The organism is Mycobacterium sp. SMC-18, assembly GCF_045310895.1.
Taxonomy (GTDB): Bacteria; Actinomycetota; Actinomycetes; order Mycobacteriales; family Mycobacteriaceae; genus Mycobacterium.
In genome coordinates this window covers 1-24,916 of record NZ_JBJIAL010000009.1, presented here as the reverse complement: position 1 = coordinate 24,916, position 24,916 = coordinate 1, and the positions used below count along the sequence as shown (strand labels likewise).

General features: G+C 69.0%; 26 protein-coding genes. 21 read left to right on the top strand and 5 right to left on the bottom strand.

Annotated features, from left to right (window positions below; genetic code table 11):
• Positions 1 to 100 precede the first annotated feature (100 nt).
• Positions 101 to 688, bottom strand: a complete 588-nt coding sequence (locus ACJH6J_RS10245; RefSeq protein WP_212813934.1) for a TetR family transcriptional regulator — start codon at positions 686 to 688, stop codon at positions 101 to 103.
• 61 nt (positions 689 to 749) lie between these two features.
• Here ACJH6J_RS10245 and bioB point away from each other — a divergent pair, with 61 nt between their 5' ends.
• The 3 genes from bioB to ACJH6J_RS10230 are packed head-to-tail and all read left to right on the top strand — an operon-like array spanning position 750 to position 2,676.
• Positions 750 to 1,757 carry a biotin synthase BioB gene (gene bioB, locus ACJH6J_RS10240; protein WP_020103207.1) on the top strand — a complete coding sequence of 336 codons (1,008 nt, stop codon included), beginning with the start codon at positions 750 to 752 and terminating at the stop codon, positions 1,755 to 1,757.
• A gap of 11 nt (positions 1,758 to 1,768) precedes the next feature.
• Complete coding sequence (locus ACJH6J_RS10235) at positions 1,769 to 2,008, top strand: hypothetical protein (protein ID WP_212813937.1); 240 nt, start codon at positions 1,769 to 1,771, stop codon at positions 2,006 to 2,008.
• The gene (locus tag ACJH6J_RS10230) at positions 2,005 to 2,676 is read left to right on the top strand and encodes a DUF2567 domain-containing protein (protein WP_212813938.1); all 672 of its coding nucleotides are present in this window, start codon (positions 2,005 to 2,007) and stop codon (positions 2,674 to 2,676) included. Before ACJH6J_RS10235 ends, ACJH6J_RS10230 begins: the two co-directional genes overlap by 4 nt.
• Here ACJH6J_RS10230 and ACJH6J_RS10225 read toward each other — a convergent pair.
• The gene (locus ACJH6J_RS10225) at positions 2,633 to 3,961 is read right to left on the bottom strand and encodes a lipase family protein (RefSeq protein ID WP_212813940.1); all 1,329 of its coding nucleotides are present in this window, start codon (positions 3,959 to 3,961) and stop codon (positions 2,633 to 2,635) included. The two genes, ACJH6J_RS10230 and ACJH6J_RS10225, sit on opposite strands and share 44 nt — an antisense overlap.
• 91 nt (positions 3,962 to 4,052) lie before the next feature.
• Positions 4,053 to 4,745 (bottom strand): NrtR DNA-binding winged helix domain-containing protein, encoded by a 693-nt coding sequence (locus ACJH6J_RS10220; protein WP_305798837.1) that lies wholly within the window; start codon positions 4,743 to 4,745, stop codon positions 4,053 to 4,055.
• A gap of 364 nt (positions 4,746 to 5,109) precedes the next feature.
• Here ACJH6J_RS10220 and ACJH6J_RS10215 point away from each other — a divergent pair, with 364 nt between their 5' ends.
• The 5 genes from ACJH6J_RS10215 to ACJH6J_RS10195 all read left to right on the top strand — a co-directional run bounded on the left by ACJH6J_RS10215 (position 5,110) and on the right by ACJH6J_RS10195 (position 9,999).
• Positions 5,110 to 5,793 (top strand): hypothetical protein, encoded by a 684-nt coding sequence (locus ACJH6J_RS10215; protein WP_244872864.1) that lies wholly within the window; start codon positions 5,110 to 5,112, stop codon positions 5,791 to 5,793.
• Between the two features lie 167 nt (positions 5,794 to 5,960).
• A complete protein-coding gene (nadA, locus tag ACJH6J_RS10210; RefSeq protein ID WP_212813944.1) occupies positions 5,961 to 6,974 on the top strand; it encodes a quinolinate synthase NadA in 1,014 nt (337 codons plus the stop codon).
• 1 nt (position 6,975) lies between these two features.
• Positions 6,976 to 8,571: an L-aspartate oxidase gene (locus ACJH6J_RS10205; RefSeq protein WP_212813946.1), complete on the top strand. Its 1,596-nt coding sequence runs from the start codon at positions 6,976 to 6,978 to the stop codon at positions 8,569 to 8,571.
• A complete protein-coding gene (gene nadC, locus ACJH6J_RS10200; RefSeq protein ID WP_406803934.1) occupies positions 8,571 to 9,428 on the top strand; it encodes a carboxylating nicotinate-nucleotide diphosphorylase in 858 nt (285 codons plus the stop codon). Before ACJH6J_RS10205 ends, nadC begins: the two co-directional genes overlap by 1 nt.
• 22 nt (positions 9,429 to 9,450) lie before the next feature.
• Positions 9,451 to 9,999, top strand: a complete 549-nt coding sequence (locus ACJH6J_RS10195; RefSeq protein WP_212813950.1) for a hypothetical protein — start codon at positions 9,451 to 9,453, stop codon at positions 9,997 to 9,999.
• Between the two features lie 50 nt (positions 10,000 to 10,049).
• Here the strand turns inward: ACJH6J_RS10195 and ACJH6J_RS10190 are convergent, their stop codons facing one another.
• Positions 10,050 to 10,466, bottom strand: a complete 417-nt coding sequence (locus ACJH6J_RS10190) for a nitroreductase family deazaflavin-dependent oxidoreductase (protein WP_212813952.1) — start codon at positions 10,464 to 10,466, stop codon at positions 10,050 to 10,052.
• Between the two features lie 56 nt (positions 10,467 to 10,522).
• On the opposite strand from ACJH6J_RS10190, the gene hisD reads away from it, so the two are divergent.
• The 8 genes from hisD to hisI are packed head-to-tail and all read left to right on the top strand — an operon-like array spanning position 10,523 to position 16,836.
• The gene (gene hisD / locus ACJH6J_RS10185) at positions 10,523 to 11,842 is read left to right on the top strand and encodes a histidinol dehydrogenase (protein WP_406775221.1); all 1,320 of its coding nucleotides are present in this window, start codon (positions 10,523 to 10,525) and stop codon (positions 11,840 to 11,842) included.
• A complete protein-coding gene (locus tag ACJH6J_RS10180; protein WP_212813956.1) occupies positions 11,842 to 12,963 on the top strand; it encodes a histidinol-phosphate transaminase in 1,122 nt (373 codons plus the stop codon). The genes hisD and ACJH6J_RS10180 overlap by 1 nt, the downstream gene beginning before the upstream one ends.
• The gene (gene hisB, locus ACJH6J_RS10175) at positions 12,960 to 13,568 is read left to right on the top strand and encodes an imidazoleglycerol-phosphate dehydratase HisB (protein ID WP_020103224.1); all 609 of its coding nucleotides are present in this window, start codon (positions 12,960 to 12,962) and stop codon (positions 13,566 to 13,568) included. The genes ACJH6J_RS10180 and hisB overlap by 4 nt, the downstream gene beginning before the upstream one ends.
• A complete protein-coding gene (hisH, locus tag ACJH6J_RS10170; protein WP_212813958.1) occupies positions 13,565 to 14,182 on the top strand; it encodes an imidazole glycerol phosphate synthase subunit HisH in 618 nt (205 codons plus the stop codon). The genes hisB and hisH overlap by 4 nt, the downstream gene beginning before the upstream one ends.
• Positions 14,179 to 14,910 (top strand): bifunctional 1-(5-phosphoribosyl)-5-((5-phosphoribosylamino)methylideneamino)imidazole-4-carboxamide isomerase/phosphoribosylanthranilate isomerase PriA, encoded by a 732-nt coding sequence (gene priA / locus ACJH6J_RS10165; RefSeq protein WP_212813960.1) that lies wholly within the window; start codon positions 14,179 to 14,181, stop codon positions 14,908 to 14,910. Before hisH ends, priA begins: the two co-directional genes overlap by 4 nt.
• Complete coding sequence (locus tag ACJH6J_RS10160; protein ID WP_212814754.1) at positions 14,910 to 15,722, top strand: inositol monophosphatase family protein; 813 nt, start codon at positions 14,910 to 14,912, stop codon at positions 15,720 to 15,722. Before priA ends, ACJH6J_RS10160 begins: the two co-directional genes overlap by 1 nt.
• Complete coding sequence (gene hisF / locus ACJH6J_RS10155; protein ID WP_406775222.1) at positions 15,692 to 16,492, top strand: imidazole glycerol phosphate synthase subunit HisF; 801 nt, start codon at positions 15,692 to 15,694, stop codon at positions 16,490 to 16,492. Before ACJH6J_RS10160 ends, hisF begins: the two co-directional genes overlap by 31 nt.
• Positions 16,489 to 16,836 (top strand): phosphoribosyl-AMP cyclohydrolase, encoded by a 348-nt coding sequence (gene hisI, locus ACJH6J_RS10150; protein WP_064981726.1) that lies wholly within the window; start codon positions 16,489 to 16,491, stop codon positions 16,834 to 16,836. Before hisF ends, hisI begins: the two co-directional genes overlap by 4 nt.
• Here the strand turns inward: hisI and ACJH6J_RS10145 are convergent.
• Positions 16,833 to 17,483 carry a TetR/AcrR family transcriptional regulator gene (locus ACJH6J_RS10145; protein ID WP_212813964.1) on the bottom strand — a complete coding sequence of 217 codons (651 nt, stop codon included), beginning with the start codon at positions 17,481 to 17,483 and terminating at the stop codon, positions 16,833 to 16,835. The genes hisI and ACJH6J_RS10145 overlap by 4 nt on opposite strands.
• A gap of 162 nt (positions 17,484 to 17,645) precedes the next feature.
• On the opposite strand from ACJH6J_RS10145, the gene ACJH6J_RS10140 reads away from it, so the two are divergent.
• The 5 genes from ACJH6J_RS10140 to atzF are packed head-to-tail and all read left to right on the top strand — an operon-like array spanning position 17,646 to position 24,439.
• A complete protein-coding gene (locus tag ACJH6J_RS10140) occupies positions 17,646 to 19,154 on the top strand; it encodes an amino acid permease (protein ID WP_212813966.1) in 1,509 nt (502 codons plus the stop codon).
• A gap of 34 nt (positions 19,155 to 19,188) precedes the next feature.
• Positions 19,189 to 20,052 carry an urea amidolyase associated protein UAAP1 gene (locus tag ACJH6J_RS10135; protein ID WP_212813968.1) on the top strand — a complete coding sequence of 288 codons (864 nt, stop codon included), beginning with the start codon at positions 19,189 to 19,191 and terminating at the stop codon, positions 20,050 to 20,052.
• Positions 20,049 to 20,696 (top strand): urea amidolyase associated protein UAAP2, encoded by a 648-nt coding sequence (locus ACJH6J_RS10130; RefSeq protein WP_029119966.1) that lies wholly within the window; start codon positions 20,049 to 20,051, stop codon positions 20,694 to 20,696. Before ACJH6J_RS10135 ends, ACJH6J_RS10130 begins: the two co-directional genes overlap by 4 nt.
• A 45-nt stretch (positions 20,697 to 20,741) precedes the next feature.
• Positions 20,742 to 22,763, top strand: coding sequence for a 5-oxoprolinase/urea amidolyase family protein (locus ACJH6J_RS10125; protein WP_212813970.1), 2,022 nt, complete (start codon positions 20,742 to 20,744; stop codon positions 22,761 to 22,763).
• On the top strand, positions 22,760 to 24,439 hold the full coding sequence (gene atzF, locus ACJH6J_RS10120) for an allophanate hydrolase (protein ID WP_406775216.1): 1,680 nt from the start codon (positions 22,760 to 22,762) through the stop codon (positions 24,437 to 24,439). Before ACJH6J_RS10125 ends, atzF begins: the two co-directional genes overlap by 4 nt.
• The last annotated feature ends 477 nt before the right edge of the window (positions 24,440 to 24,916 follow it).

Genomic DNA, 24,916 nt, shown 5'->3' with positions numbered 1-24,916 from the left:
GGTGCAGTGACTCCCGGTGGATGGCCCGCCGATTGAAATCACGTACTTTCCAACGGGATTCGTTTGCGGTCGGGAGTGGGAGTGACCCCGACAGCCCGCCTCAGCCGCGGCGGCTGATGGCGTGGGCCGCGAGCCCGTCGACGAGCAGGCCGAGGCCGAAAGTGAAACGGCCACCGGCATTTTCGGACCACACCGTGTCGCTGTCGGCCACCGTCGCGCCCGCCGCGTCCCACTGGATGCGGGACTGCTCGTCGGCGGTGAAGCCCAGCACGTAGTAGACGATGGTGCGCGCGGCGAGGTCGGCGTCGTGCGCCGTGAGCCCCGATTCGATACAGGCGTCGGTGAGGGCCGCCACGATGCGGCTCAGTTCGGCCGATCGCCCGGCGGAGAAACTGGCCGAGACCAGCTCGGCGCCGTCGGTCGCCGACAGGAGCGCGTCGCGCAGCGCCGAACACAGGCCGACGATGCGGTCCGGCCATTCGCCGCCGGCCGGAACGGTCGCCGCGGTGGCCAGCAGGCGGTCGGCGACGGCGCCCAGCAGCTCCTGCTTGTCGGCGAAATGCCAGTACAGAGCGCCAGGGCTGACGCTCAGTTCACGTGCCAGCCTGCGCATGGTCAGGTCGGCGATCCCGTAGTTGTCCAGGATTTCGGCGGCCTTGGCCACCACGTCGCTTCGGTGCAGTTGCACGTCTGTATCCTAAACACCGTTCAAGTTGTAGGCCGCAGTCGGCCTGAAGTAAGGAGTGCCGATGACTCAGGCCGCGACCGATGTTTTGGGTGTAGCCCGCGAGCAGGTGCTCGAGCGTGGCGAAGGCCTGAGCCAGGAGCAGGTGCTCGAGGTTCTGCAGCTGCCCGACGACCGACTGGAGGACCTGCTGGCCCTCGCGCACGAGGTGCGCATGAAGTGGTGTGGCCCCGAGGTCGAGGTCGAGGGCATCATCAGCCTCAAGACCGGCGGTTGCCCTGAGGACTGCCACTTCTGCTCGCAGTCGGGTCTGTTCGCCTCCCCGGTGCGCAGCGCCTGGCTGGATGTCCCGAGCCTCGTCGAAGCCGCGAAGCAGACCGCCAAGACCGGTGCCACCGAGTTCTGCATCGTCGCCGCGGTGCGCGGGCCCGACGAGCGGCTGCTGGCCCAGGTGGCCGCCGGCATCGAGGCGATCCGCAACGAGGTCGACATCCAGATCGCGTGCTCGCTGGGCATGCTCGATCAGGAGCAGGTCGACCGCCTCAAGGCCATGGGTGTGCACCGCTACAACCACAACCTGGAGACCTCGAAGTCGTACTTCCCCAACGTCGTCACGACCCACACCTGGGAAGAGCGCTGGAAGACGCTGGAGATGGTCCGCGAAGCCGGCATGGAGGTCTGCTGCGGCGGCATCCTCGGCATGGGCGAGACGCTGGAGCAGCGTGCCGAGTTCGCCGCGAACCTCGCGGAGCTGAACCCGCACGAGGTCCCGCTGAACTTCCTGAACCCGCGCCCGGGCACCCCGTTCGGTGACCTCGAGGTGCTGCCGGCGGCCGACGCGCTGCGCGCCGTCGCCGCGTTCCGTCTGGCCATGCCGCGCACCATGCTGCGCTTCGCCGGCGGCCGCGAGATCACGCTCGGCGACCTGGGCGCCAAGCAGGGCATCCTGGGCGGCATCAACGCCGTCATCGTCGGCAACTACCTGACGACGCTGGGTCGCCCGGCCGAGTCGGACCTGGAACTGCTGGACGATCTGCAGATGCCGATCAAGGCACTGAACGCCACCCTGTAGAGCTGGACGTGATGACCAGAGAATTGCCCGCACCCGTCAGTGCCGGCAAGTTCAACGTGTACACCGGTGTCGCGGCGGATGCCGTCGACGGCGACGTCATGCCGACCACGGCTCAGCTCGGTCTGGAGGCGCCCCGCTGGTGCGCCGAATGCGGCCGACGCATGGTGGTGCAGGTACGCCCCGACGGTTGGTGGGCCAAGTGCTCGCGGCACGGGGTGGTGGACTCGAAGGACCTGGAAACTCAACGGTGACTCAGCCCGCTGAAACAGCCTCGGCGCCAACGCTTTCGCATCGCGCCGCGGCGCTGCGGGTCGTCATCGGCCTGGCGCTGACCGGTGCGCTCGGCGGCGTGGTGTGGGCCTTTCTCGCGCCGCCGGTCGACGCCGTCGTTGCGCTGACCAAGAAAGGTCAGCGCATTCACGGCTACTTCGGTGACGAATCGGACCGGGTGTTCCTGGGCGGTGCGTTGGCGGTCGGTCTGCTGACGGTGATCGCCGTCGTGGCCGCGACATTGGTGTGGCAGTGGCGCGCGCATCGCGGGCCGCTGCTGGCCGGCGCGCTGGCGCTCGGCAATGTGGCTGCCGCGGGCGCGCTCACGGGCGTGGGCGCTGTCGTCGCGCATTGGCGTTACGGGACACCGGATCTCGCGGGCGCGCCGTTGTCTCCCGAGCATCGGGTGGGTTACCTCGTCGAGGCGCCGCCGGTGTTCTTCGGCCACTCGCCGTGGGTCATCGCCACGACGCTGATCTTCCCGGCCGGCATCGCCGCGCTGGTCTACCTGTTCTGCACGCTGGCGACCAAGCGCGACGATCTGGGCGCCTGGCCGCCGGTGGAGCCGGCGCCGGTCCGGCTACCGGCCGCCGCCGCTCCGGTGGCTACCGACGCCCAATCGGAAGTCCCAGCAGAACCTTCGTGCTGACGACGCCCAGCTTGAGCAGGCCGAGGTAGGTCGCCGGGTTCAGCAGGGCCGGCCACGAGGTACGCACCGTCGGGCCCAGCGGCTTGCCGTCGAACCGTTCGGCGAGCCAGTTCAGCGTCATCGGCGCGGCCAGCGGGTGCAGCGCGATGTGCTCGCTGAGGATGTCGCGGTGGTAGGTCACGTGCGAGCCGCCCATGACGTAGGTGTCGGTCAGCTCGTCGATGTTGCCGACGGAGATGATCTGGTCGTACACGGCCTGCATGATCAGCAGCGGCGGGGTGGGCGCGGTCTTGCCGAGCTTGATGCTCTCGAAGACGTGCTGCACCTCCGGAGTGTCGAGCACCTCCTGCAGCGGCGACTTCAGCAAGGTGTCGAAGTCGAGTCCGGCGTGCCGCAGCACCGCCTCGCCGGTGGTCATGCCCTCGATGTTGCGCAGCATGGCCTTGCCGGCCTCGGTCGCGTGCTCATGGATGACGCGCTGGAGGCCGGGGTAGATGTGCATGAGGGCGGCGATCACCGTGGCGGGCAGGCCGGCTTTGGAAGTGCCGTTGAGCTGGCGGAACACCTCGGCCAGGTCACCGACCGGCGAGCCGAGGGCAGCGCCGACGACGTTGAGCTCGGGCGCGTAGTTGGCGTATTCCTCCGCGGCCCAGGCGCTGGCGAGGCCACCGCCCGAGTAGCCCCACAGGCCGATCGGCGCGTCGGCGTGCAGGCCGAGTGATTCGGTGTTGATGGCGGCGCGCAGGCCGTCGAGGATGTGGTACCCGGGCTCGTGCGGCGCGCCCCAGATGCCGTCGGTGCCTTCGTGGTCCGGGATGGACACCGCCCAGCCCTGCGCCAGGACCGCGGCGACGAGCATGTACTCGAGCTGCGCGACCGAGCCGAGGGCGCGGGCGCGGCGGCGGAGGGCGTAGGACGGGAAGCAGGCGTCGGAGACGGCGTCGATGGCGCACTGGTACGACACGATGGGGCAGCGCATGTCGGCGTTGTGGCCGACGGGCAGCAGGACGGTGGTCACGGCGGCCTGCGCGCTGCCGCTCAGGTCGGTGCTGCGGTACAGCAGCTGTGTGGCGGTGACGCCCTGGGGGATGACGCCCATGAATCCGAGCTCGACGTCGCGGGACCGCAGGACGGTGCCGGGTGCGGTGAGTTCGAAGCCGACGGGCGGCACGTAGAACGCGTCGTCGCTGGGCCGCAGCGGGCGGATGCCGGACTGGAGTTCCTCGTGGTACGGCTGGCCGATCCACTCGGCGTCGAACGCCCTGGCTGCATTGCCCATGGTCATCGGGAAATCATGTCTTAAGGAACCCTTAAAAACCAATTCCGGCTCGCGAAATGTGGCCGGAAAGTGACCTACGTCACGGTGCGTAGAGTGACTAACTAGGTGGGCGTAGCGCGGCGAACTCGTCGGTGACGCGGTATGTCGAGTCGGTGAACCGGTACAGCGCGGCCGGTCGGCCGCCGCTGCGGCCGGAACGTGCCGTCGTGCCGGTCGGGGTGATGACGCCGCGCCGGGCCAGCACGCGCTGCAGATTGGTCGGATCGACTTGGTGGCCCAGCGTGGCGGCGTAGATGTCCCGCAGGGTGGTGAGGGTGAATTCCTTTGGCGCCAAGGCGAATCCGATGTTGGTGTACGACATCTTGGCGACCAGCCGGGCGTGCGCGTGCGTGATCATCGGGCCGTGGTCGAAGGCCATGGGTGGCAGCGCTGACACTGGATGCCAGCGCGTGTCGCCCGGCAGTTCCGGTGTGGCGGGGGAGGGCACCAGGCCCAGGAAGGTCGACGCGATGGTGCGCGGCCCGGGCACGCGCTTGGGCTCGGAGAAGACCGCGAGCTGCTCGAGGTGCGTCAGTTCGCGCAGGTCGACCTTCTCGGCGAGCTGACGCCGGACGGAACTGACCATGTCTTCGTCGTGCCGCAGCTGACCGCCGGGCAGGGACCACGCGCCGCGTTGCGGCTCCATGGCGCGCTCCCAGAGCAGCACGCTGAGCTGCGGCCTCTTGCTGTCCAGGTCGCGCACCTGGAAGACGACGGCGAGCACTTCATGCGCAGTACCCACATCCGTCACGTTTTCGATTTTAAGTCGAAAACGTGGGAGATCAAAAGTGGCGCACGGGGAGAGGCGGCCGGGCGAAACGGCAATCCCGGCGAGCCAAGGCGCGTGATCTTCGAAAAGAAGAATCTCCACCCAGCCAGTAGACTCACGCTCGATTGCAGCAAAGCTTCGTGTTCGTCGTGCGGGGGAAGGCCGGTGGGCCATGCGCAATGTCGGCATTCGGCCAAGAGACCCGCTGGGGTGGATTTGCACCCTCGCCGAGCTGGGCACACTCGGTCCGCGCCTGCTCGCCAGAAACCACAGGTCCGTTGAGCCGGTCGTCGGCACCGGTGCCGCCAATGTGTCATTGACGAGTTATGGCAAGCGGATTGCCACGGTGTGGCAAACGATCGAGACCATCGGCGCCGGCGCCGTCAAGCCGCGTCGGCTGATTCTGTGGCTCGATGACCGCGACGCGTGCGTCGATCCGCCGGCGACATTGAAGCGGTTGCAGGCACGTGGGCTGGAAATTCGTCATTGCCGCGACTATGGGCCGCACAAGAAGTACTTCCCGTATACCAACGAGGTACTGCCGGACGAACCCGGCCGCACCCTTGTCGCGGCGGACGACGACGTTTACTACCCGCCCACCTGGCTCGCGGAGCTGCTCGCAGCGCACCGGCCCGGCGAGGTCACCGCGTTCCGTGCGCGCATGCGCAGCGACGGTCCGTACCGAACCTGGCCGATGTGCACCACGACCGAAGCCTCCGAGACGGTGTTCGCGACAGGTGTGTCCGGTGTGGCCTATCCGCCGGAACTGCTTGGGGCGCTGCGGGATCGGGGTGAAGCGTTCGCTCACGTGTGCCCCCGGGCGGACGACTACTGGCTGCACTACGCCGCCGTGGCCACGGGCATCCCGATCCGCCAGGTGCGCGATGTCGCGGCGTACTTCTGGCCCATCGTGCTGGTTTCCGCCCGGGGACTGTGGGACGGCAGCGGAGCTGCGAACGACGCCATCGCGGCCCAGACTCGGCAGACCTGGCAGGACTATCGGAATCGTCCCGAGATCGACGCCGAGTGAGGATCGGCCCGGTCATCCGGCGCCGTCTTTGCTGGTAGGGCGGGTGACCGTCAGGCCGGCTGCTGTCGCACGCGGTACACGAAGGTGAACATTCCATGTGCAGTGCTAGTATGTGGCATGTTTTCGATCATAAGTCGAAAACCTGGCCAGGTTCAAAGGAGACGGCCATGACGGTTCTGGACCGTGCGGCGGAGTTCGAAGGTTTCGGCGACGTGGTCGCCGACGGGCAGTGGGCAGACGAAGTGCGTCGCCTTGCCAAGGAGCGCAACGCCACAATCCTCGCGCACAACTACCAGCTGCCCGAGATTCAGGACATCGCCGACCACGTGGGCGACTCGCTGGCACTGTCGCGCATCGCCGCGGACGCCGCCGAGGACACCATCGTGTTCTGCGGTGTGCACTTCATGGCCGAGACCGCGAAAATCCTCTCGCCCTCCAAGACCGTGCTGATCCCGGACCAGCGGGCGGGCTGCTCGCTGGCCGACTCGATCACCGCCGACGACCTGCGGGCCTGGAAGGCCGACTACCCGGACGCCGTCGTGGTGTCCTACGTGAACACCACCGCGGCCGTCAAAGCCCTCACCGACATTTGCTGCACCTCGTCCAACGCGGTCGAGGTCGTCGCCTCGATCCCCGCGGACAAGACCGTGCTGTTCTGCCCGGACCAGTTCCTCGGCGCGCACGTGCGCCGCATGACGGGCCGGGACAACCTGCACATCTGGGCCGGCGAATGCCACGTACACGCCGGCATCAACGGTGACGAACTCGCCGACCAGGCCCGCTCGCATCCCGACGCCGAACTCTTCGTGCACCCCGAATGCGGTTGCGCCACTTCGGCTCTCTATCTGGCCGGCGAGGGTGCCGTACCCGACGACCGCGTGAAGATCCTGTCGACCGGCGGCATGCTCGACGCCGCCCGCGAGACCCACGCCAAGCAGGTCCTGGTCGCCACCGAGATCGGCATGCTGCACCAGTTGCGCCGTGCCGCACCGGAAACCGAGTTCCTCGCCGTCAACGATCGGGCCTCCTGCCCGTACATGAAGATGATCACGCCGGCCGCGCTGCTGCGCTGCCTGCGGGACGGTGCTGACGAAGTTCACGTCGACGAAGATGTCGCGGCCGCAGCTCGGTTGAGCGTGCAGCGCATGATCGGGATCGGGCAGCCCGGCGGCGGGGAATAGCGTGAGCGCCCACGCGGGCCGTTCGGTCGCCTGCGGCGGCCGTGGCTACTGGCGCCAGCGCGCCGACGTCATCGTCGTCGGTACGGGGGTCGCGGGCCTGGCGGCGGCGCGTGCCGCCCAACTGGCCGGCAGCCGCGTCGTGGTCGTCGGCAAGTCCGGCGAGACGGCCACCGCTTACGCCCAGGGGGGCATCGCGGTCGTCATCCCCGACACCGATGACTCGGTGCAGGCGCACGTCGCGGACACCGTCGCGGCCGGAGCCGGCTTGTGCGATGTCGACGCGGTCACCTCGATCGTCGCCGACGGCTATGCCGCCGTGCGTGAATTGGTCGGTGCCGGTGCGGCTTTCGACGAAGTCGGGCCGGGGGCCTGGTCCCTGACCCGCGAGGGTGGACACAGCCGCCGCCGCATCATCCACGCCGGTGGCGATGCCACCGGCGCCGAGGTGCAGCGTGCCCTGGCCGCCGCCACCCAGACGCTCGACATCCGGCCCAATCATGTTGCGCTGCAGGTGTTGCACCACGACGGAGCGGTCAGCGGCCTGCTGGTGCTGAGCCCGGACGGACCTGGCGTGCTGACGGCGCCGTCGGTGATCCTGGCGACCGGTGGCCTGGGGCAGCTGTACACCGCGACGACCAACCCGGACGGTTCGACGGGCGACGGCATCGCCCTGGCGCTGCGCGCCGGATTGCCGGTCCGCGACATCGAATTCGTCCAGTTTCACCCGACCATGCTGTACACCGGCGCGGCCGGCGGCCGGTGCCCGCTGATCACCGAGGCCTTGCGCGGCGAAGGGGCCATCCTGCGTGACCTTCGCGGCGACTCGGTGACCGACGGCGTGCACCCGATGGGCGACCTGGCCCCGCGCGACGTCGTGGCCGCCGCCATCGATGCCCGCCTCGCGGCCACCGGCGACGACTACGTCTTCCTCGATGCCCGTGGCGTCCCCGACGTCGCCGCCCGATTCCCGACGGTCACGGCCGCATGCCTGGCGGCCGGCATCGACCCTGCGCGCCAACCGATTCCGGTGGTGCCGGGCGCCCATTACAGCTGCGGGGGTGTGGTCACCGACGTGTACGGCCGCACCGAGATGGCCGGCCTGTACGCCGCCGGTGAGGTCGGACGCACCGGTATGCACGGCGGTAATCGCCTGGCCTCCAACAGCCTGCTGGAAGGACTGGTGGTTGGCGGCCGCGCCGGTCGTGCGGCGGCCGAGCAGGCCCGCGATGCCGGTGGAAACCGCGTGCCGGAGCCGGATCTGGGCAAGCGGCCCGCGTTGGATCGGCATGCCCTGCAACGCGACATGACCAGGTACGCCTCGGTGGTGCGCGACGCCGCTGGACTGGACCGGCTGAGCGAGTTGCTCGCCGGCGCCCGCGGTATGGCCATGTCGGACCGGGCGGCCGTCGAGGATGCGGCCCTGACCGTGACGGCGTCGGCGGTTGCTGCCGCGGCAGCCGTCCGTGCGGAATCCCGTGGCTGCCACCACCGCAGTGACCGACCGGACCGCGATCCGGCGTTCGGGGTATCGATCGATGTGCGGCTGGACGCCGCCGGGCGCGCCGTGGCCGCCCTGCCGATAGGAGCGTGTAACTGATGGCATTGACCGCAGCCGAATTGGCCGACGCGCACGCGATCATCGATCGCGCGCTCGACGAGGATCTGCGCTACGGGCCGGACGTCACCTCGGTGGCGACCGTGCCGGCCGACGCCACCACGGTCGCGTCGATGGTGTCGCGACAGCCGGGCGTCATCGCGGGTCTGGACATCGCGGTTCTGGTGCTGGACAAGGTGATCGGGGAGGGCGCCTACAAGATCCGCGACCGAGCCGAGGACGGCACCGAGGTCAAGCCCGGCGATGCGGTGCTGACCGTCGAAGCGCCGACACGGGCCCTGCTGACGGCCGAACGCACGATGCTGAACATCGTCTGCCACCTTTCGGGCATCGCCACCGAGACGGCGCGCTGGGTGCAGGAGGTGGCCGGGACCGAGGCCGCCATCCGTGACACCCGAAAGACGTTGCCCGGATTGCGGTTGTTGCAGAAGTACGCGGTGCGCGTCGGCGGCGGTGTCAACCATCGGCTGGGTCTGGGCGATGCCGCCCTGATCAAGGACAACCACGTCGCGGCTGCCGGATCGGTGCTCGCGGCCCTGCAGGCGGTCCGTGCGGTGGCGCCGGATCTGCCGTGCGAGGTCGAGGTGGATTCGCTCGAGCAACTCGACGAAATCCTCGGTGAGAACGTCGAATTGGTGTTGCTGGACAACTTCCCGGTCTGGCAGACGCAGATCGCGGTGCAGCGCCGTGACGCCCGCGCACCCGGCACCAAGCTGGAATCGTCGGGCGGGCTCAGCCTGGAGTCGGCCGCGGCCTACGCCTCGACCGGTGTCGACTTCCTCGCCATCGGTGCGCTGACGCATTCGGTGCGGGTGCTCGACGTCGGCCTCGATACGTAACTCGGCCGCTACTATCACGAGCATGGCGGAAGACGAGAAGACCGAAGACAAGACCACCACACTGAGCAAAGCCGCAAAGGACACCGACGAGACGTCGGGTTCGATGTCCGTCACGCAGATCATCGCGATTGCGGCCGTGGTCATCGGCCTGATCGCCGCCGGCATCGGCGGCTACGCGCTGTACGCGGTGAAGAACCAGGACAAGAAGTACACCGAGGCCGAGCAGGACACGGCCAAGATCGCGCTCTGTGACGCCATGAAGACCGTCAGCAAGGGCATCGCGATCAACACCAACCTGGCGGTCCCCGGCGGGCCGGACGACACCACGGGTGCCCTGGCCGTGGCCGCCAACGCGCGTCTGGCGCTGATCACCGGTGGCCAGTACCTGCTGAACCGGATCGACCCGGCCGCCCCGGCCGACCTCGCGACGGCGGCGCGCAAGTACGCCAACACCCTCTTGGACATCGGGGCCGCGGCGACGGCCGGCGCTCAGACCGACGATCCGCAGCAGAAGGTGCGCCTGGATGACGCCGGCGCCGACAGCAAGCAGATCAACGACATCTGCAAGTAGCCGTCGACGGACCGGGGGCCACGCTGACGATCAGCGTGGCCCCCGGTTTGTCAGTGGGCGATGTCGGCGACGAACACGCCGCTGCGCTTGGCCACGATCCGCGCGATCCGCGGCAACGACGGGTCATCGGTGCCCGCGGGCAGGATGCGCGGATTCACCAGGTGCAGATCCTTGCGCGCGACGTGGATGTCGGCCTCGCCGGCGGCGAGCACGTTCTTGACCCAGTTGGTCTTGCCGTGGGCCAGCCCGATCGCCAGCACATCGCCCTTGCGGTACGAGGTGACGATGGTCTCGAATTCCTTACCCGACTTGCGGCCGCGATGCTTGATGACTGAGAACCCGGGCAGCTTCTTCGAAAGCGGGCGCAACGCCGGGTTGATGTACTTGATCTGGAAGTTCTCCAACCACACCGGGAAGATCATCGGCACGCCGGCGGCGTTGTTGGGGTGGTCCTGACGGCTTGACATGACGCCTCCGTATTCGATTTGGCCTGCTCTGGGAGAATAGTGGGGTGAACACTGCAGTGAAGCTCTCGCGTATCGATTTGCGAGGTCAGCAGCTGTCCGCGGCGCAGTTGCGAGCGGTGCTGCCCCGAGGCGGTGTCGACGTGGATTCGGTGCTGCCCAAGGTACGCCCGATCGTCGACGCGGTGGTCGAACGCGGTGCGGTGGCGGCCCTCGAATACGGCGAGTCCTTCGACGGCGTGCGGCCGGCCGCCGTACGCGTCCCCAAGGCGGAGCTGGACGCCGCGCTGACCCGCCTGCCCGCCGACGTGCGGGTGGCGCTCGAGGTCGCGATCGAGCGGACCCGTGCCGTGCACGCCGACCAGCGGCGCACCGACACCACCACGACGCTGGCCCCGGGCGCGACCGTCACCGAACGGTGGGTCCCGGTCGAACGCGTCGGGCTGTACGTCCCCGGCGGCAACGCCGTCTACCCGTCGAGCGTCGTGATGAACGTCGTCCCGGCCCAGACCGCCGGCGTCGACTCCCTGGTGATCGCCAGCCCGCCACAGAAGGACCACGGCGGACTACCGCACCCGACCATCCTCGCCGCGGCAGCTCTGCTCGGGGTCGACGAGGTGTGGGCTGTCGGCGGTGCCCAGGGCATCGCGCTGCTGGCTTACGGCGGCGTGGACACGACCGGCGAAGAGCTCGCGCCGGTCGACATGATCACCGGCCCGGGCAACATCTTCGTCACGGCCGCCAAGCGCATCTGCCGTTCCCAGGTGGGCATCGACGCCGAGGCCGGCCCGACGGAGATCGCGATCCTGGCCGATCACTCGGCCGACGCGGTGCACATCGCCGCCGATCTGATCAGCCAGGCCGAGCACGACGAGATGGCGGCCAGCGTGCTGGTCACCACCAGTGAGAAGCTGGCCGACGCCACCGATGTGGAGGTGGCCGCGCAGGTCGCCACGACGCTGCACCGTGAGCGGGTGACGGTCGCGCTGAACGGCAAACAGTCGGCCATCGTGCTGGTGGACGACCTCGACACCGGGGTCCGTGTCGTGAACGCCTACGCCGCCGAGCACCTGGAGATCCAGACCGTCGACGCCGCTGAGGTCGCCGGCCGAATCCGTTCGGCGGGCGCCATTTTCGTCGGCGCCTGGTCGCCGGTGAGCCTCGGCGACTACTGCGCCGGGTCCAACCACGTGCTGCCGACCGCCGGTTGCGCGCGGCACTCCAGTGGCCTGTCGGTGCAGACGTTCCTGCGTGGCATCCACGTCGTCGACTACACCGAGGCGGCCCTGAAAGACGTTGCGGGTCACGTGATCACGCTGGCCACGGCAGAGAACCTGCCGGCGCACGGTGAGGCTGTGCGCCGGAGGTTCGAACGCTGATGGGTAAGAAGATCTCCCTGGCCGACCTGCCGCTGCGGGAGAACCTGCGCGGCAAATCGCCGTACGGCGCACCGCAACTCGTGGTGCCGGTGCGGCTCAACACCAACGAGAACCCGCACCCGCCGACACCGGCGCTGGTCGACGACGTCGCCGCATCGGTCGCCGCGGCCGCCGCCGAGTTGCACCGCTACCCGGACCGCGACGCCATGGCGCTGCGTACCGATCTGGCCGCGTACATGCAGGCGCAGACGGGTGTCGCGCTGACGGCGGAAAACCTGTGGGCGGCAAACGGTTCCAATGAAATCCTGCAGCAGCTGCTGCAGGCGTTCGGCGGGCCGGGCCGCAGCGCCATCGGTTTCGTGCCGTCGTACTCGATGCACCCCATCATCTCGGACGGCACCCAGACCGAATGGCTGTCGGCAACCCGGGCGACCGATTTCGGCCTCGACGTCGACGTGGCGGTGGCCGCCATCGAGGCGCAGCGACCCGACGTCGTCTTCGTGACCAGCCCCAACAACCCGACCGGGCAGAGCGTTCCGCTCGACGACCTGCGCCGCCTGCTGGACGTCACGCCCGGTGTGCTGATCCTCGACGAGGCGTACGGCGAATTCTCGTCGCAGCCCAGCGGTGTCGCGCTGCTCGCCGAGTACCCGGCCAAGCTGATCATCAGCCGCACCATGAGCAAGGCGTTCGCCTTCGCCGGCGGGCGGCTGGGCTACCTCGTGGCCGACCCTGCCGTGATCGATGCGATGCTGCTGGTGCGGTTGCCGTATCACCTGTCGGTGCTGACGCAGGCGGCCGCGCGTGCCGCGCTGCGGCATGCTGATGAGACGCTGAGCAGCGTCGCCACTTTGGCTTCGGAGCGGGACCGGGTGGCAGCGGCGTTGTCCGGCATGGGTTTCCGGGTGATCCCCAGTGACGCCAACTTCATCCTGTTCGGCGAGTTCGCCGATGCCGCGGCGACCTGGCAGCGCTACCTCGACGCCGGCGTGCTGATCCGCGACGTCGGAATCCCCGGATTCCTGCGCACCACCGTCGGTTTGGCCGCGGAGAACGACGCCCTGCTGGAAGTCAGCGCCAAGCTCGCCGCAACGGAACTAGCCCCACAAGGAGTTTCATGACCCGCCGCGCCCGCGTGGAACGCACCACCAAAGAGTCGAGCATCGTCGTCGAGATCGATCTCGACGGCACCGGCCAGGTCGACATCAGCACCGGGGTGCCGTTCTTCGACCACATGCTGACCTCCCTGGGCACGCACGCCAGCTTCGATCTGACGGTGCACGCCAAGGGTGATGTCGAGATCGAGGGCCACCACACCGTCGAGGACACCGCGATCGTCCTGGGCCAGGCACTCGGCCAGGCCCTGGGCGACAAGAAGGGCATCCGCCGGTTCGGCGACGCGTTCATCCCGATGGACGAGACCCTGGCCCATGCGGCCGTTGACGTTTCGGGCCGTCCGTACTTCGTGCACACCGGTGAACCGGAGTCGATGGTGTCCTTCACCATCGCCGGGTCCTCGGTGCCGTACCACACCGTGATCAACCGGCACGTGTTCGAATCGCTGGCCTTCAACGCCAAGATCGCGCTGCACGTGCGCACGCTGTACGGCCGCGACCCGCACCACATCACCGAGGCGCAGTACAAGGCCGTGGCGCGCGCGCTGCGTCAGGCCGTCGAACCCGACCCTCGGGTGGCCGGCGTGCCGTCGACCAAGGGCACTCTGTGACAAAGAAACTCGTCGTTCTGGACTACGGCTCGGGCAATCTCCGGTCCGCGCAGCGCGCCCTCGAGCGGGTCGGCGCTGACGTCGAGGTCACCGCCGACGCCGCTGCCGCGGCTGCCGCCGACGGTCTGGTTGTGCCCGGTGTCGGCGCCTACGAGGCCTGCATGACCGGTCTGCGGTCGATCGGCGGCGAGAAGATCATCGCCGACCGGCTGGCCGCGGGCCACCCGGTGCTGGGTGTGTGCGTCGGCATGCAGATTCTGTTCTCGAAGGGCGTCGAGTTCGGGGTGCAGACCGAAGGCTGCGGGCAGTGGCCCGGTGAGGTCACCCGGCTGGATGCGCCGGTGATTCCGCACATGGGCTGGAACACCGTCGATGCCGCCGCCGACAGCACCCTGTTCAAGGGGCTCGACGCCGACACCCGGTTCTACTTCGTGCATTCCTACGCCGCCCAGCAGTGGGGCGGCCATGCCGACGCGAAGGTCACCTGGGCCACGCATCACGTGCCGTTCATCGCGGCCGTCGAAGACGGCGCGTTGTCGGCGACACAGTTTCATCCGGAGAAGAGCGGCGACGCAGGTGCGACGCTGTTGGCGAATTGGGTTGAGGGGCTATGAGTTTGATTCTGTTGCCGGCCGTTGACGTGGTCGACGGCAAGGCGGTGCGGCTGGTGCAGGGCAAGGCCGGCAGCGAGACCGATTACGGTTCGGCGCTGGAGGCGGCGCAGACCTGGCAGCGCGACGGTGCCGAGTGGGTGCACCTGGTGGACCTGGACGCCGCGTTCGGCCGGGGCAGCAACCGGGAACTGCTGGCCGAGGTCGTCGGCAAACTCGATGTGGCCGTGGAACTTTCCGGTGGCATCCGTGACGATGAGTCGCTCAAAGCGGCCATGGACACCGGCTGCGCCCGCGTGAACATCGGCACCGCGGCGCTGGAGAGCCCGGAATGGTGCAAGCGGGCCATCGGCGAGTACGGCGACCGCGTGGCGGTCGGCCTGGACGTGCAGTTCGAGAACGGCAGTTGGCGCCTGCGCGGCCGCGGCTGGGAGACCGACGGCGGCGACCTGTGGGACGTGCTGGAACGCCTCGACAGCGAAGGCTGTTCGCGTTACGTCGTCACCGACGTCACCAAGGACGGCACGCTGACCGGTCCGAACCTGGACCTGCTGAGCACCGTCGCCGGCCGCACCAACGCGCCGATCATCGCGTCGGGTGGCGTGTCGAGCCTGGACGACCTGCGCGCCATCGCCACGCTGACCGGGCAGGGCGTCGAGGGCGCCATCGTCGGAAAGGCCTTGTACGCAGAGCGGTTCACGCTGCCTGAGGCGCTGGCTGCGGTTAAGTGATCGAACCGGCGAGGTTGGCAGAGCTGGTCGCGGCCGCGACCAGCATCCTCGACGATGCCGTCGCCCCGTTCATCGCCGGCCACCAGGCCGACGCGGCAGTTCGCAAGAAGGGCAACGACTTCGCCACCGAGATCGACCTCGCCATCGAGCGCCAGGTCGTCGCGGCCCTGACGTCGGCCACCGGAATCGGTGTGCACGGTGAGGAATTCGGTGGCGAGCCCATCGACTCCGAGCTGGTGTGGGTGCTCGATCCGATCGACGGCACATTCAACTACGCGGCCGGTTCGCCCATGGCGGCGATCCTGCTCGGCCTGCTGTGGCGGGGCACCCCGGTCGCCGGGCTGACGTGGCTGCCGTTCATGGGCCAGCGCTACGTCGCAACCGTGGACGGTCCCGTCCGCGACGGGGAGACGGCCTTGCCGCCGCTGGCCCCGACCACGCTGGCCGAATCCATCGTCGGTATCCAGACCTTCAACATCGATTCGAAGGGCCGTTTCCCGGGGCGGTGGCGCAATGCGGTCCTGTCGAGCCTGACGCGGGAATGCTCGCGGGTGCGGATGCACGGCGCGACGGGCCTCGACCTGGCGTACGTCGGCGCCGGCATTCTCGGCGGCGCGATCAGCTTCGGTCACCACATCTGGGACCACGCCGCGGGTGTCGCCTTGGTCCGGGCCGCCGGCGGTATCGTCACCGACCTCGCCGGCGAGCCGTGGACGGCCGATTCGAAATCTGCGTTGGCCGCCGCACCCGGTGTGCACGAGAGGATGCTGGAGATCGTGAAATCCGTTGGTATTCCGGAGGATTACCTGTGAGTCTCGCAACGCGCGTCATCCCGTGCCTGGACGTCGACGGCGGCCGGGTGGTCAAGGGCGTCAACTTCGAGAACCTGCGGGACGCCGGTGATCCCGTCGAGCTGGCCGCCGCGTATGACGCGGAAGGCGCCGACGAGCTGACGTTCCTGGACGTCACCGCGTCGTCGTCGGGCCGCTCGACCATGCTCGAGGTGGTGCGCCGCACCGCCGAGCAGGTGTTCATCCCGCTGACCGTGGGTGGCGGCGTGCGCTCGGTCGAGGACGTCGACACGCTGCTGCGCGCCGGCGCCGACAAGGTTTCGGTCAACACCGCCGCGATCGCCCGGCCCGAGCTGCTGTCGGAGCTGTCGCGGCAGTTCGGTTCGCAGTGCATCGTGCTGTCGGTGGATGCCCGCACCGTGCCCGAAGGATCCGAGCCGACGCCGTCCGGCTGGGAGGTGACGACCCACGGCGGCCGCCGCGGCACCGGCATCGACGCCGTCGAATGGGCCACGCGCGGAGCCGAACTCGGGGTCGGGGAGATCCTGCTGAATTCCATGGACGCCGACGGCACCAAGGCCGGTTTCGACCTCGCGATGCTGCGGGCGGTGCGCGCCGCGGTGAGCGTGCCGGTGATCGCCAGCGGGGGAGCCGGCGCCGTCGGCGACTTCGCGCCCGCGGTGCAGGCCGGTGCGGATGCGGTCCTGGCGGCCACCGTCTTCCACTTCCGGGAGCTGACGATCGGTCAGGTGAAGGAAGCGATGGCGGCCGAAGGGATCACGGTGCGATGAGCCTGGATCCCGGGATCGCCGCCCGCATCAAGCGCAACGAGGCCGGGCTGTTCACCGCCGTGGTGCAGCAGCGGGGTACCGGCGATGTGCTGATGGTCGCCTGGATGGACGACGACGCGCTGGCCCGCACTCTGGAAACCCGTGAGGCGACGTACTTTTCCCGCTCGCGCGGTGAGCAGTGGGTCAAGGGTCTGACATCGGGCCACACGCAGTACGTGCACTCGGTGCGGCTGGACTGTGACGGCGACGCCGTGCTGCTCGAAGTCGACCAGGTCGGTGGGGCCTGCCACACCGGCGACCACAGCTGCTTCGACGCCGACCAGTTGCTCGCCCCCGAGGCCTAATCCGGCTCGGCCAGGTGCTGCTCGACCAGCGCCCGTCCCTCGGCCCGCAGGGCGTCGTCGACCTCGATCTCGAGCACCCGTAGGGCGGCATCGGCGATGGCCTCGGCCACTTCGTCGCCGGTGATCTCGGGATCGTCGACGCGCTGCGCGATGACCGTCTCGGTCAGGCGCACCGGCAGGCCGCAGCGGAACTCGTCGCGGCCGCCGACGGCGTCGACCGCCAGTTCGCGGTAGACGGCGTGCAACTCGCGGCGCCGGCGGTGGAAGCCCTCGATGCCGTCGACCTCCGGCAGCAGATAGAGCCGGCCCAGGTTCCACGGCACGGACAGCAGGTTGGCCGCGTCACCGGCCGTCACCGCCCAGAGGGCCGCCTTCGGGTCGTCCACCGAGCGCGTCACGCGCCGCGCGAAGTCCAGCGACGGCACCACCGTCGCGTCGAGCAGTGCCTCGAGGATGGCTTCCTTGTTGGGGAAGTGGTGATACAGCGAGGCCTGACGGATGCCGACGGCTTCGGCGATCGACCGCGTCGAGGTGACCGTGAAGCCCTGTGTCACAAACAGTTCTCCGGCGGCATCGAGGATCTGTTCGACGGCGGTGCTGCCGGGGCGTAGGGCATCGCGATGACGGGGACGGCCGGGGCGGCTCATGCCACTACTGTGCCACCTGCGGTCATTCGCGCAGCGTCGGCTCGCGTGAAACGCAACTGTTACATCGCGACCCACGTCGGAAACGTCGGTGACCCCTCTGCGTCACGCTTCCCATTAATTCTGTCAGTTGACAGGTATTAGGCCTCGCAGAATCGGAATCGGATGACATTGACCAACACGTCGCCGGCAGATCACGACGATCTCGCCGAGTTCGGCTACGACCAACAGCTGCACCGCTCGCTGGGCAAGTTCGCCTCGTTCGCGGCCGGTTTCTCGTTCGTGTCGATCCTCACCACGATCTTCCAATTGTTCGGCCTCGGATACAGTTTCGGCGGGCCGGCGTTCTTCTGGACCTGGCCGGTGGTGTTCATCGGACAGTTCGCGGTGGCCTTGTGCTTCGCCGAACTCGCGGCCCGCTACCCGATCTCGGGGGCCATCTACCAGTGGGCCCGCCGCCTCGGCGGTGAGGTGGTCGGCTGGTTCGGTGGCTGGTTCATGATCGTCGCCCAGATCATCACCGCATCCGCCGCGGCCATCGCGCTGCAGGTGGTGCTGCCGGCGGTGTGGCCGGGCTTCCAGATCATCGGCACCGATACCGCACTCACGTCGGCCGATGGCGCCGCCAACGCCGTGCTGTTGGGTACCGCGCTGCTGATCATCACCACCACGATCAACTGCATCGGCGTGCGCTGGATGTCGCGCGTCGCGACGATCGGTGTCTGCTGCGAGATCGTCGGCGTCATCGCGGTCGTCGGAGTCTTCTTCACGCACGCACAGCGCGGTCCGCAGGTCGTCTTCGACACCGGTGGCGCGGGTTCGGGCTACGGCTGGGCCTGGATCGCCTCGGGTCTGATGGCCGCCTACGTCATGGTCGGCTTCGGCTCGGCCGGTGAACTCGCCGAGGAGACGCGCGACGCGCGCCGCGTCGCCCCGCGCACCATCCGGTCGGCGCTCACCGTCTCGGCACTCGGTGGCGGTCTCATGATCGTCGGCGCACTGATGGCGGCGCCGAGCCTGACCGACGGCCGTCTGGCGACCGAAGGCCTGCCCTACGTGCTGGGTGCGGTGCTGTCCTCGCCCTGGGGCACGCTGCTCCTCATCGATGTGGCCATCGCGATCTTCATCTGCACCTTGGCAATTCAGACCGCTGCCACCCGCCTGATGTTCTCCATGGCACGCGACCAGCGGCTGCCGTTCTCGGCGCTGCTGTCGCGCGTCAATCCGGCTACCGGGACGCCGATTCCGCCCGCGATCGTGGTCGGTGTCGCGTGCGTCGGTGTGCTCCTGGTGAACGTCGGCAACTCCGCGATCTTCGCGACCCTGGCCAGCGTCTGCATCATCGCGATCTACATCGCGTACCTGCTGGTGACGGCGCCGCTCCTGGCGCACCGGCTGCGCGGAATGCGCTGGGACGCTTCGGTTACCGACGCCGGTGGCCGGCCGCTGTTCTCGCTGGGTCGCTGGGGCCTGCCGGTCAACATCTTCGCCGTGGTGTACGGCGTGGCCATGGTGATCAACCTGGCCTGGCCGCGGCCGGAAATCTACGACCCGACGGGCACCATGCCGCTGCTGGTGTGGGCCGGGCCGTTCACCATCGTCGCCATCGTCGCGCTCGGCGCCCTGTGCTTCCCGTACCGCCGGACCCACCCGCGCCCCGTCGGGTCGCTCTGACCCCGTCCAATCCACAACTGCCGAAAGGATTCTCGTGAGTTCTTCGTCCACCACCTCGACGACCGCCGCCGCCCGCGCACACGCCCGTGCGCAGGCCGGCACCCACACCGCGGCCATGCCCGTCGTTCCGGCATCGCAGTGGCCGACACCGCCGGCCGGTGTCGATGCCCACCGCCTGACCTGGGCCGAGACGGTGCCCGGCGGCCGCTACACCAGCAAGGTGCTGGACCGCGGAACGCGGTTGCGGCTCACCGACATCGAGGGCCGCGCGTGCGCGCACCTGCTGCTGTGGCGCGCCGACGCCCCCTGGGAGCGCCTGAACACCGCCGACACCGTCAAGGTGCCGTGGCAGGCGTATCTCGGCACCGGGCACCCGCTGCTCGATGACCAGGGCCGGGTCCTGGCGACCATCGTCGCCGACACCTCGGGCCACCACGATGCCCTGTGCGGCACCACAACCCGGTCCCAGAACGAAGCCCGCTACGGTGCCGGCAGCGCGCACTCGGACAGCCCGGCCGGCCGCGAGTTGCTGGTGCTCGCCGCACTCAAGCACGGCCTGGGGCCGCGCGACGTAGGCCCCGGCGTGTCGTTCTTCCACGGCGTCCGGGCCGACGATGCGGGGCAACTGGTGTCGACGGGCTCGGCCGGAGCCGGCACCGCGGTCGAACTGCTCGTGCACCTGCCGGTGATCGTGGCGATCGCCAACACCGCACACCCGCTCGACCCGGAGCCGAGCTTCAACACCTCGGACCTGGAGGTGCTGGCCTGGTCGGCTCCCGCCGACCTCGCCGATCTGGCCGCGCGCGCCGAAACCATCGGACCCGAATACGAACGCGCCCACCGCAACACCGAAGACGTCTGGACCGCACTGCATCTCACCGAAGGAGTTCCCGCATGAGCACCGTCATCGACTCGGTCCCCGCGCTGGTGTCCGGCACGACCATCCTCGACGAGATCGTCGAGGCCCGCGGCCCCTGGTCGGCGATCGTCGCGGCAGGCGACGTGCTGACCATCGTCGACCTGCACGGCAATCAGGCCGTGGACACGCTGATCTACGGGGCGCACGACACGTCCCGCCGGTACAGCGCCCAGACCACCATCACGGCGCAGAAGTCGCTGTTCGTCAGCACCGGAACCGTGTTGCGCGACAGCGACGGTGGGGCACTGATGACCGTGGTGGCCGACGAGGTCGGCAATCACGACACCGTCGGCGGCGCCTGCTCGCAGGAGTCCAACACCCTGCGCTACGGCCACCACACCCGCCATCAGCATGCGTGCGTCGAGAACTTTCTCATCGAAGGCGCCCGCTACGGCCTCGGAAAGCGTGACCTGGCACCGAATCTCAACTTCTTCATGAACGTGCCGGTGGAGGCCGACGGCACGCTCGGCATCGTCGACGGGCTGTCGGCGCCGGGACTGCGGGTGGCGCTGCGCGCCGACACCGACGTCCTCGTGCTGGTGTCCAATTGCCCGCAGATCAACAACCCGTGCAACGGCTTCGATCCGACACCGGTGCGGATGATCGTCACCCGCCCGTCCTGATCCACGTTCTCTCGCACCGCGTTCTGCATTCGAAGGAGTACCGGAATGGCGCCATCCGCCCTCACCGTGCTGCGGCCCGGGCCGAGCACCACCGTCCAGGACTGGCCGGGCCGCATCGGCTACTGGCAGGTGGGCGTACCGCCGTCAGGTCCGATGGACGACCTGTCGCTGCGGTTGGCCAACCTCGCGGTCGGTAACGCCGAAGGCGCACCCGGCCTCGAGGCCACGATGGCCGGTCCGACACTGGGATTCGACGAGGCGACGGTCGTCTGCGTCACCGGCGCACCGGTATCGGTCACGCTCGACGGCGTCCCGGCGCGGCAGTGGGCACCCATCGCGGTCCCGGAGGGCGGTGTGCTCGAGATCGGCGCCGTACAGGGCGTCGGCATGCGCATCTACATCGCGGTGGCCGGCGGTATCGAGGCCGAGGCGTACCTCGGCTCGCGCTCGACGTTCACGCTCGGGAAGTTCGGCGCCGGCGGGCGGGCCCTCGCGGCCGGCGACCGTCTCGATCTGGGCACCCCGGGCGGACGACCGCGCCGGCTGACCGATGAGGAAATCCCGTCGATCGGCCACGAATGGCGCCTGGCGGTCACCGAGGGACCGCACGGCGCGCCGGAGTTCTTCACCCGAGCCGACATCGAAAGCCTCTACGAGGCCACGTATCTGGTGGACCACAACCTCGACCGCACCGGTGTGCGCCTCGTCGGGCCGAAGCCGCAGTGGGCCCGGCCCGACGGCGGCGAGGCCGGCCTGCACCCGTCGAACATCCATGACACGCCGTATTCGGTTGGCGCCCTTGACTTCACCGGCGACACCCCGATCCTGCTCGGTCCGGACGGACCCAGCCTCGGCGGTTTCGTCTGCCCCGTGACGGTGACGTCGGCGGACCGCTGGAAGCTCGGGCAGCTCACGCCCGGCGACCGGGTGCGCTTCGTTCCGGTGCGGGCCAGTGCCGCGGCACCGCTGGCGGCCCTGGGCACCTCGCGGCGCGCGGCGTCCCCGGTGGTGCGCAGCCCGCGCGGCGACGGCGACGATGGGGTGCTGCACCGCGGCGTCACCGGTGACGGGACGACGTCGATGACCCTGCGCCGCAGCGGCGATGACAATCTGCTGGTCGAATACGGCACGATGACACTGGATCTGGTGCTGCGGGCGCGGGTGCACGCGCTGCACACCGCGATCGACGCACACCGGCCCCGCGGCATCATCGACCTGACACCCGGAATCCGTTCGCTGCAGGTCAAATTCGACGCCGCGCTCACCGATCACCAGGCGATGACGGCCTTCGTGCTCGACCTCGAGTCCGCGCTCGGGCCCGTCGACCAACTGGTGCTGCCGAGCCGCTCGGTGCGGCTGCCATTGAGTTGGGATGACCCGACCATCCGGCTCGCCATCGACCGGTACCGCAACGGTGTGCGCGACGACGCGCCGTGGTGCCCGAGCAACATCGAGTTCATCCGGCGGATGAACGGCCTCGAGTCGCAGCAGGAGGTGTTCGACATCGTCCATGCGGCAAGTTATCTCGTGCTCGGTCTGGGGGACGTCTACCTCGGTGCGCCCGTCGCCACCCCGGTCGATCCCCGCCACCGGGTGGTCACCACCAAGTACAACCCGGCCCGCACCTGGACGCCGGAGAACGCGGTCGGGATCGGCGGTGCCTACCTCTGCATCTACGGTATGGAAGGCCCGGGCGGCTACCAGTTGATGGGCCGCACCACCCAGGTGTGGAACCACCGGTTCCCGTTGTCCGCACCGGGTTTCGAGCCGGAACAGCCGTGGCTGCTGCGATTCTTCGACCAGGTGTCGTGGTACCCGGTGTCGTCGGAGGAACTGACCGATCTGCGGGCCGACGTCGCCGCCGGACGCGGGACGGTCGACATCACCGACGGCGAGTTCCGCATCGCGGACTACCTGAACTTCCTCTCGAGCGAAGCCGACGACATCGCCGCGGTACGACAGCGTATGACGGCCGCCCGCAACGAGGAGCGGGCCCGCTGGGAGGCCAGCGGTGAGATCGGCGCACGCAAGAAGCCCTGCGCCACAACAGGACAGGAAGTCGCATGACGGACCGGATCAGCGCCGCCTACGCGGCCATCGCACAGCGACCGGAGGCCTTCATCACCGTCCGGGACGAGGACACCGTGCGCCGCGAGGTCGCACAGGCGCAGGGACCGCTGGCCGGTCAGCTGCTGGCGGTCAAGGACAACGTCGACGTCGCGGGTCTGCCGACCACGGCGGCGTGCCCGGGCTACGCCTACACCCCGGATGCCGACGCGCCGGTGGTGGCCGCGCTGCGGGCGGCCGGCGCGGTCGTGATCGGCAAGACCAATCTGGATCAGTTCGCCACCGGGCTCGTCGGCACCCGTAGTCCCTACGGCGCGGTGCGTGACGCGCGGCGCCCGGACCGGATATCGGGCGGCTCGTCGTCGGGCTCGGCCGTCGCGGTGGCCATCGGTGCGGCCGACATCGGAATCGCCACGGACACTGCCGGATCCGGCCGGGTACCGGCGGCGTACCAGGGCCTCGTCGGGATCAAGGGCACCATCGGGCTGGTGTCGACGGCAGGCGTCGTCCCGGCCTGCCCGAGCTATGACTGCGTGACGATCCTGGCGCGTGACCTGGCCACGGCGGAGAGCGCCATGGCCGTGATGGCGACCACGACGCAGCGGCCGTGGCCCGCGTCGACGCGCTTGGCCGCCCCGGCCGAGCCGGTGCTGGCGGTGCCCGCCGAATTGCCCGCGATGGCGCCCGGCTGGGATGCCGCGTTCCAGCGCGCCGTCGATGCCGCCCGGGATGCCGGGATGCGCATCGTCCCCATCGATCTGACGGACTTCCTGGCTGCCGCACGGCTGCTGTACGACGGGGCGCTGGTCGCCGAGCGCACGGAAGCGGTGGGGGACTTCATCAGTGATGCCGGTGCCGACGCCGGTCTGGACCCGACGGTCGCCGCGATCATCACCGCCGGCGGCTCCCACACCGCGACCGGGCTGTTGCGTGACCGTCGTGAGCTGGACCGCCTGCGGGAGCGGGCATTCCGGGCATTGGGGGAGTGCGACGCGCTGCTCGTCCCGACCGCTCCGCTGCAGCCGACGCTCGCGGAGGTGGCGGCCGACCCCGTCGCGGTCAACGCCCGGATCGGCACGTACACCAATTTCTGCAATCTCTTCGACATGTGCGGCGTCGCGGTTCCGGCGGGCGAGGTTGTTGAATCCGACGGCACCACAGCGCAATTCGGTGTCACAGTATTGGGGCGGGCCTTCGATGACGCCGTGGTGGCGGACATCGCGGCCCGGCTGGGCGGTGGTGACCGGGGCACCGTGGCGTCGTGGCCGGAGCGGGCGGGCGCCGGGGTGATGACGCTGGTGGTGGCCGGTGCGCATCTGCGTGATCAGCCGCTGGCCGGTCAGCTCCACGATCTCGGGGCACGGTGGGACGGCCCGGCCCGCACGGCCGAGCGCTATCGCATGACGGCGCTGCCGTCGGGCAAGCCCGCGCTGGTGCGGCTGCCGCATGGCGGGCGGGCCTTCGAAGTGGAGCGCTGGTCGCTCTCGCCGGCGGCACTCGGGACGTTCCTGGCCGCCCTCCCGACGCCGATGGGACTGGCGGCGGTGGAACTCGACGACGGGTCCTGGGAGACCGGGTTCGTGTGCGCCGACGAAGAGGCCATCGCCGCGCCCGACATCTCGGAGTTCGGTGGCTGGCGCGCCTACCTGCGGGCCCGGGAGTTCGCGGTGCAGTGACATTAGCGTCGCGATGAGATCCAGCCGTGCGTACCAATTGGTATAGCCACACACCGATGACGGTGGCACTAGGCGGGTCGATGGTGGCATTCGAAACCGAAATATACGTCCGCTAGATCGCTTGCACAGGAGATTGTCAGGTTTGTGTTCTCACACGTGTTTCACGCGGTCGACGAGCGGGGCACCTGCGAGGACACCCGGCACAAACGAGCCAACCGCTAGAACTATTGCCGTCGTGCTTGTCACTGTCGGAGAACTGTTTTGCTGCGTCATGTCGACTCGGTCGGGTCAATAGCTGCCACCTAGTTGACGGTAGTAATGCAACTGTCTGGCAAGAGTTTTCGTCAAGAGAGTGATATCGATATTTGGGTCTATGAGTGAGACTGCAGGTTTGTTCAACGAGCAATGATCAGAACCTGTGGATGAGCCTCGGCGAGGCGGCGTAGGAAAGGGCGCACCTTCCCGAGGATGATCTGA